6 protein-coding genes are annotated in these 6,938 nt (G+C 63.5%); 2 read left to right on the plus strand and 4 right to left on the minus strand.

Annotated features, from left to right (window positions below):
• Positions 1–98 precede the first annotated feature (98 nt).
• Both NE584_RS18890 and NE584_RS18895 read right to left on the minus strand, forming a co-directional pair.
• The gene (locus NE584_RS18890; RefSeq protein ID WP_256183501.1) at positions 99–581 is read right to left on the minus strand and encodes a hypothetical protein; all 483 of its coding nucleotides are present in this window, start codon (positions 579–581) and stop codon (positions 99–101) included.
• Positions 574–1,017, minus strand: coding sequence for a hypothetical protein (locus NE584_RS18895; RefSeq protein ID WP_108979679.1), 444 nt, complete (start codon positions 1,015–1,017; stop codon positions 574–576). Before NE584_RS18895 ends, NE584_RS18890 begins: the two co-directional genes overlap by 8 nt.
• Positions 1,018–1,209: 192 nt before the next feature.
• Here NE584_RS18895 and NE584_RS18900 point away from each other — a divergent pair, with 192 nt between their 5' ends.
• Positions 1,210–1,419 carry a hypothetical protein gene (locus NE584_RS18900; protein WP_133248257.1) on the plus strand — a complete coding sequence of 70 codons (210 nt, stop codon included), beginning with the start codon at positions 1,210–1,212 and terminating at the stop codon, positions 1,417–1,419.
• A gap of 190 nt (positions 1,420–1,609) precedes the next feature.
• Here the strand turns inward: NE584_RS18900 and NE584_RS18905 are convergent, their stop codons facing one another.
• Positions 1,610–2,233: an AAA family ATPase gene (locus NE584_RS18905; protein WP_256183502.1), complete on the minus strand. Its 624-nt coding sequence runs from the start codon at positions 2,231–2,233 to the stop codon at positions 1,610–1,612.
• Entirely contained in the window at positions 2,230–3,609 is a 1,380-nt protein-coding gene (locus NE584_RS18910) for an MATE family efflux transporter (RefSeq protein WP_050622627.1), read from the minus strand. Before NE584_RS18910 ends, NE584_RS18905 begins: the two co-directional genes overlap by 4 nt.
• Before the next feature lie 671 nt (positions 3,610–4,280).
• Here NE584_RS18910 and adhE point away from each other — a divergent pair.
• Positions 4,281–6,890, plus strand: a complete 2,610-nt coding sequence (gene adhE, locus NE584_RS18915; RefSeq protein WP_256183503.1) for a bifunctional acetaldehyde-CoA/alcohol dehydrogenase — start codon at positions 4,281–4,283, stop codon at positions 6,888–6,890.
• Positions 6,891–6,938 lie beyond the last annotated feature (48 nt).

The raw sequence follows: 6,938 nt of genomic DNA on the forward strand, positions 1-6,938 counted from the left end.
TCCCGCACCACGTTGGAGGCCGGCGCGGCGCCCCCCCCCGCGCCCCCCCCCCCAGTCGATCGATAAGGTACGAGAGAAAATAGGATTGGAACAGCCTGTCAGGAGAAGGAGCTCCCTTGGACGGAGCCTAGATCCTCCCAGCTTGCCGGCAGTTCGCCAGGACTGTACGCGTTCCTATCCTGACGGGAACGCCAGACGCGTCCGCCGAACACACAGCACTCTCCCGTCTGCCACAGTCCCCGACTACCCTGAGGCGGGAGGTAGTCCTTGGCCAGGGCGGGGTCCGTGGTGTGGCAGATGTCCCACAGGGAGAAAGCCAAGTCCGGGCTCCAGCCTGGCTGACCGGTGGCGTCGTGCTGCTGCCAGAGGCGGTAGACCTGTCCGTTCCACCGGTAGGGCTTGCCCACCGGAGTCTCTTCCGTGAGATAGGAGCGGGGGCGCCAGGTGGGGATGGCCTGCTCCTCCGCGATCAGGGCGGTGCCGTCGGCCTCGCCGGACACAGACCGCCCTGCCAGGGCCAGGGCGTCTGCCCCGCCCCGGTGTTCCAGCTCCTCCAGGGCCAGGGTCACGATGTCAGCCACAGAGCTCCACCCCCTTCTGATAGGCATCCTCCAGCTCTGAGCGCAGCTGGGCGGCGCTGCCTGCCTGCTCAAGCGCCGCGATCATCGACTCCTGCTCTTGGAGGAGCGCCTGCTTCTCCTGAAGAGTCTCCTCCAGCTCCCCCAACTGGGCCTGGAAGCCGGCCACATCCCCCAGATACTGCTCCGCTGTCTGGAGAAGCACCGTGTAGCTGCGGGTAGCGTGGGCGTACCGGATGTCCCGGACCTGGAAGCCATACCCTGCGGGCAGCGGGCTTTCCCCCACAACGGCGGGGCGGGACCAGTCGATCTGCTCGATACGGGCCAGCTCCGCCATCTCCCGCTCAAAGACGGCCAGATAGGTCCCGTTGGCGCTTCCCCGCAGGATCAGCCCGCAGGGAACGCCGTCCACCTGGATCTTGTTTGGATACAAGCTCATTGTGTTCTCTCCTCTCTGAACTGTTGTGCCGCCATGCGGCCGGGGATATCCCCCTAAGTGTGGCGGGACGGCCCTCTCAGTTGCCCGGTGCCGTACACCTTGCCCCAGGATCTCCTGGCGGGCCCCGGGAGGCACACCCGCCCGGCTCCGGCATATAATGGGGGTGCATCCACTTGATGTGAGGTGATCCTTTTGACAACGATGCAAGCCACCGTCCTCCAGGTGGGGAACGGTCAGCTCCTGGTCCAAGACCAGAGCACATCCCAGCAGGTCCTTGTGAATACGTCCATCGCGGGCTGTTTTGCCGTAGGCAATCAGGTGTTCATCACCTATAACGGTGTGATGACCGCCAGTATCCCGCCCCAGATCAGCGCGATGAGCATCTGCCTGATCCGCAGCTGACGCGGTGATGGGAAAAGCGCCCCGGACGCCTTTTCAGGCGTCCGGGGCGCTCAGCTTGTGGGAAAAGACTCGCGTAGTTCGCGCCCGCAGGCGCGAATCAAGTTCTGACCTGTTTTCCCCGGCGGCATGTGCGTCGGGGGAAACACTTGAAGCCTGAGACTTTTTCGACAGTCTCTTTTTCGGCCGCGGGTCAGGGGGTCCCCTGATGGGAGAACCAGGAGCGGGCATACTCCGCCACCAGGGGGGCCAGCGTCTTCAGGGACAGGCCGGTGGTGTTCACGCACAGGTGATACCCCTCCTGGCTCCCCCAGGGCAGGTCGGAGAGCATGGCGTGGTGCCGGGCCCGGTGCTGGTCCACCTGCCGGAGCTTCCGCTCCAGCTCTCGGAGAGTGAAACGCTCGTCGTCGGAGCTGCGCTCCCGGCACCGCCGGAGCCTGGACTCCAAATCGGCGTAGACGAACAGCTTCAGGGGGCGGTGCTCCGCCAGGATCAGGTCCGCGTTGCGGCCCACAATGATGCAGTCCCCGTGGGCGGCCAGGGCCCGGAGGACGCGGCGCTGCTCCTGAAGCAGCTGCCGGGAGTCATGGGGCATGGAGGGGAGATAGGCAAAGGTGCGACCGATGGTCAGTGGGACGCCGCGAAAGTCGCCCTGCTCCAGCGCATCCTCCACATAGCCCTCGTCCAGTGCATTCCTCCGGGCAACGGCGGAGATGATCTCGCGGTCGTAGTAGGGCCAGCCCAGGCAGTCGGACAGCCGCTTGCCCAGCTCCCGGCCGCCGCTGCCGAACTCCCGGCTGACGGTAATGATCTTCATGGATCGGCACTTCCTTTCAAAGAGGCATGGCTCTGTCCAGCGGAGCGGCGCTCCAGAAAGAGGAACATGGACAGACAGAGCAGGATCTGGACCACAGAGGAGGCAGGAGTGCTCAGACCGATCTGGAAGAGGGTGGCCCCCGCCATGCGGCTCATGAGATAGGCTACAGGGATGCGGACGAAGAAGGCACCTATAATACCCTGGATCATGACGAACAGGGTCTTTTCACAGCCATTGTAGTAGCCGGTGAAGCAGAAGAGAAAGGGAGTGAGCATGCAGTCGATGGCATAGGCCTTCAGATAGCTGTGGGAGGCCGCCACGACCTCCGGGTCGGGGGAGAAGATGGCGGAGAGAAGGTCACCGTGGAAGAAGGTGAGCAGGGCCATCACCAGGCCGGCCGCCACAGAGGTGAGGATGCCATACTTCAGGGCCTTTTTCGCCCGGATCGGGTTGCCCGCCCCCATGTTCTGGGCCACAAAGGAGGACATGGACTGCATATAGGCGGAGGGGACCAGCATAATGAAGACGCACACCTTTTCCGCCACCCCCACGCCGGCGGAGGCCGCCACGCCGAAGGAGTTGACGATGGCCTGGATGAGCAGGAAGGAGGTCCCCACCAGCAGCTCCTGGAGGGCCACCGGCGTGCCCAGCCGCAGCTCAGCGCCGATAATGTCCCGGTGGAAGCGCAGGTGTCGCCGGGAGAAAGCGAAGGGCAGAGACCGGCGGCGCAGGCGGATCAGGAACAGGGAGACAAGCACGCTGACGGTCTGGGCGGCCACGGTGGCCAGAGCGGCCCCGGCGGCCCCCATGTGGAACCCGGCCACCAGGAGCAGGTCCCCGAAGATATTGATGACGCAGGCGATGGCAACGGTGAGCAGAGGGGTCCTGGAGTCGCCGATCCCCCGGAAAATGGAGCCCAGGACGTTGTAGGCCACAATAAAGAGGGAGCCGGCCCCGCAGATGCGGATGTACAGCACCGTCTGATGGAACGCGTGCTCAGGCGCGTGCATGAGCCGGGCCAGTACCTCGGCTCCACCCACCAGGACGGCAGTGAGCAGGACGGCGAAGCAGGCGAACAGGCAGATGCCGCCGCCGATGGCGCGGCCCGCATCCTCCGGCTCCCGCCGGCCGATCCGCTCCCCCACCAGAATGGTGATCCCCATGGACAGGCCGGTGACAACCATGGTGACAGTCTGGAGCAGCATGCTGCCGGTGGCCACGCCGGAGACGTCCGCCGTCTGGGCAAACTGGCCCACCACCAGCAGGTCCACGCCGCCGTAGAGCGCCTGCAGGAACAGTGTGAAGAGAACCGGAACGGCAAAACGAATCAGAGAGCTGAAGATGTTCCCCTCCGTCAAGCTGCGCGGTCGTCCCATTTTATCATTCCTCCTGAGTATTTTGTCGCGGCCCGGAGAAAGGCTGTGCCCCGGCAGTCCGGGTGGTCCGCGCCATAACAAAAGCCGGATAAGTTCAGCAGACATCTCAGTCTGCCGCCTTATCCGGCTCATCATTTCCAGCGAATGACTTGCCCTCCGAGCGAGCGGCATTTATTTTATAACAGGTTCCGAGGAAATGTCAAGGGCGAAAATGATGCAGTTTCCGGCCCCGGGCCAAGCGCCCCGGATCGAGGGAGCGCCCGGCGGCCTTCCGGGGGCCTGTGCAGGGGCGCATATCATGCGCTTATTATACTGGGGGGCGGCTCACTGGGGAGACCGGCCTCTGCATGGTGCGTAGCCTTCCGTTCACCGTGCGGCGGGGGACACGTCCGTTCTGCTGACCTGACTGGATGGAAGGGGGCCCCTGCGGCGGCACGGTACACCAGAGGTTTTTTAGATCTTTCCGGAAATAAGAAGACATGCGGAAACAGGTCACCAGAGCGGAGTTCTCCATTTTGGGCGATTTTCACAAAAAAAGAGAAAAGATATCATGGAAATCTCCTCTTTACAAATGACAAAATGTTTGTTAAAATATTGACAATAGAATCGTTAAAAAATTAACGATTCTGAGGGGCGGGCCACCGCTCCATTTGGAAAGGAGATACAGCGATATGGCAAAGAAAGCCCAGTATTCTGTGGTAGACAGCAAAGAGAGCTTCGAGGCACTGTTGACCCGGGTCCGTCAGGCCCAGCAGGAGTTTGCCCGCTATTCCCAGGAACGGGTGGACGCCATTTTCAAGGCCGCTGCCATGGCGGCCAACCAGGCCCGCATCCCTCTGGCCAAGGAGGCTGTAGCGGAGACCGGCATGGGGGTCGTAGAGGACAAGGTCATCAAGAACCACTACGCCTCAGAATATATCTATAATACCTATAAGAACGTGAAGACCTGCGGCGTGGTGGAGGAGGACCCCGCCTTTGGCGTGAAGAAGCTCCTGGAGCCTGTGGGGGTGATCGGTGCGGTGATCCCCACCACCAACCCCACCTCCACCGCCATCTTTAAGGTGCTGCTGGCCCTGAAGACCCGCAACGGCATCATCATCAGCCCCCACCCCCGGGCCAAGGGATGCACTGTCTCCGCCGCCAGGCTGGTGCTGGAGGCGGCGGTGGCCGCCGGCGCGCCGGAGGGCATCGTGGGATGGATCGACGTGCCCAGCCTGGAGCTCACCGGCCTGCTGATGGCGGAGGTGGACCTGATCCTGGCCACCGGCGGACCAGGCATGGTGAAGGCGGCCTATTCTTCCGGCAAGCCCGCCGTGGGCGTGGGCGCTGGCAACGTCCCCGCCATCATCGACAGCTCCTCCGATGTGGCCCTGGCGGTCAGCTCGGTGATCCACTCCAAGACTTTTGACAACGGCATGGTGTGCGCCTCAGAGCAGAGCGTCATCGTCCTGGACCCCATCTACGACCAGGTGAAGGCGGAGTTTGCCGCCCGGGGCTGCTACTTCCTGAAAGGAGAGGAGACGGACAGGGTCCGAAAGACCATCCTCATCGACGGCTCCCTGAACAATCAGATCGTGGGCCAGAGCGCCCACCGCATCGGCGAACTGGCCGGCATTCAGACGCCTGAGACCGCCAAGATCCTCATCGGCGAGGTGGACAGCGTGGAGCCCTCTGAGGAGTTCGCTCACGAGAAGCTCTCCCCCGTGCTGGCCATGTACCGGGCCAAGGACTTTGACGACGCGCTGGACAAGGCCGACCGCCTGGTGGCCGACGGTGGCTACGGCCACACTGCCTCCATCTACCTCAATGCGGTGACTCAGCGGGAGAAGCTGGACCGCTTCGCCCAGCGGATGAAGACCTGCCGCATCCTGGTGAACACCCCCTCCTCCCAGGGAGGCATCGGCGACCTGTACAACTTCAAGCTGGCCCCATCCCTGACTCTGGGCTGCGGCTCCTGGGGCGGCAACTCCGTGTCGGAGAACGTGGGCGTCAAGCATCTGCTGAATATCAAGACCGTGGCGGAGAGGAGAGAGAACATGCTCTGGTTCCGGGCACCTCAGAAGGTGTATTTCAAGAAGGGCTGCCTGCCCGTGGCCCTGCGGGAGCTGCGGGAGGTGATGGACAAGAAGAGGGCGTTCATTGTCACCGACCAGTTCCTGTACGCAAACGGTTATGCTAAGCCGGTCACCGACCAGCTGGACCAGATGGGCATCGCCTATGACGTGTTCTATGACGTGGCTCCCGACCCCACCCTGGCCTGTGCCAAGACGGGCGCGGAGCGGATGCGGGCCTTCGGACCTGACTGCATCATCGCCATCGGCGGCGGCTCTGCCATGGACGCGGGCAAGATCATGTGGGTGATGTACGAGCACCCCGAGGCCGATTTCATGGACATGGCCATGCGATTCATGGACATCCGCAAGCGGGTGTACACTTTCCCCAAGATGGGGGAGAAGGCCGCCTTCATCGCCGTCCCCACCTCCGCCGGCACCGGCTCTGAGGTGACCCCCTTTGCCGTCATCACCGACGAGCGCTCCGGGGTGAAGTACCCCCTGGCGGACTATGAGCTGATGCCCACCATGGCCATCGTGGACGCGGACATGATGATGAACGCCCCCAAGGGGCTCACCGCCGCTTCGGGCATCGACGCTGTCACCCACGCCCTGGAGGCCTACGCCTCTATGATGGCCACCGACTACACCGACGGCATCGCCCTGCGGGCCCTCCAGATGATCTTCACTTACCTGCCCCGGGCCTATGACAACGGCCCCAGCGACCCGGAGGCCCGGGAGAAGATGGCCAATGCCGCCACGATGGCGGGCATGGCCTTCGCCAATGCCTTTCTGGGAGTGTGCCACTCCATGGCCCACAAGCTGGGTGCCTTCCACCACCTGCCCCACGGAGTGGCCAACGCCCTGATGATCTGCCACGTGCTCCGGTTCAACGCCGCTCAGGTCCCGGCCAAGATGGGCACCTTCCCCCAGTATGACCACCCCCACACCCTGGAGCGCTATGCCCAGGTGGCGGACGCCCTGGGTATCCGGGGCGGGAACGACCAGGAGAAGCTGGATAACCTGTGTGCCGCCATCGAGGAGCTGAAGGCGCGGGTGGGCATCAAGGCCACCATCCGGGACTACGGCGTGGACGAGACGTATTTCCTGGACCACCTGGATGAGATGGTGGAGCAGGCATTCGACGACCAGTGTACCGGCGCCAACCCCCGCTACCCCCTGATGAGTGAGATCAAGGAGATGTACCTGAAGGCCTATTACGGAGAATAAGAAGACAGAAACGGGGGGGGGGGGGGGGGGGGGGGGGGGGGGGGGGGG

This window comes from Clostridium sp. DFI.5.61, from assembly GCF_024462915.1.
GTDB lineage: Bacteria > Bacillota > Clostridia > Oscillospirales > Oscillospiraceae > Lawsonibacter > Lawsonibacter asaccharolyticus.

Coding starts and splice junctions, on each gene's coding strand:
- NE584_RS18895 (WP_108979679.1), bottom strand. CDS start 1,017: ATGAGCTTGTATCCAAACAAGATCCAGGTGGACGGCGTTCCCTGCGGG.
- NE584_RS18910 (WP_050622627.1), bottom strand. CDS start 3,609: ATGGGACGACCGCGCAGCTTGACGGAGGGGAACATCTTCAGCTCTCTG.
- NE584_RS18905 (WP_256183502.1), bottom strand. CDS start 2,233: ATGAAGATCATTACCGTCAGCCGGGAGTTCGGCAGCGGCGGCCGGGAG.
- adhE (WP_256183503.1), top strand. CDS start 4,281: ATGGCAAAGAAAGCCCAGTATTCTGTGGTAGACAGCAAAGAGAGCTTC.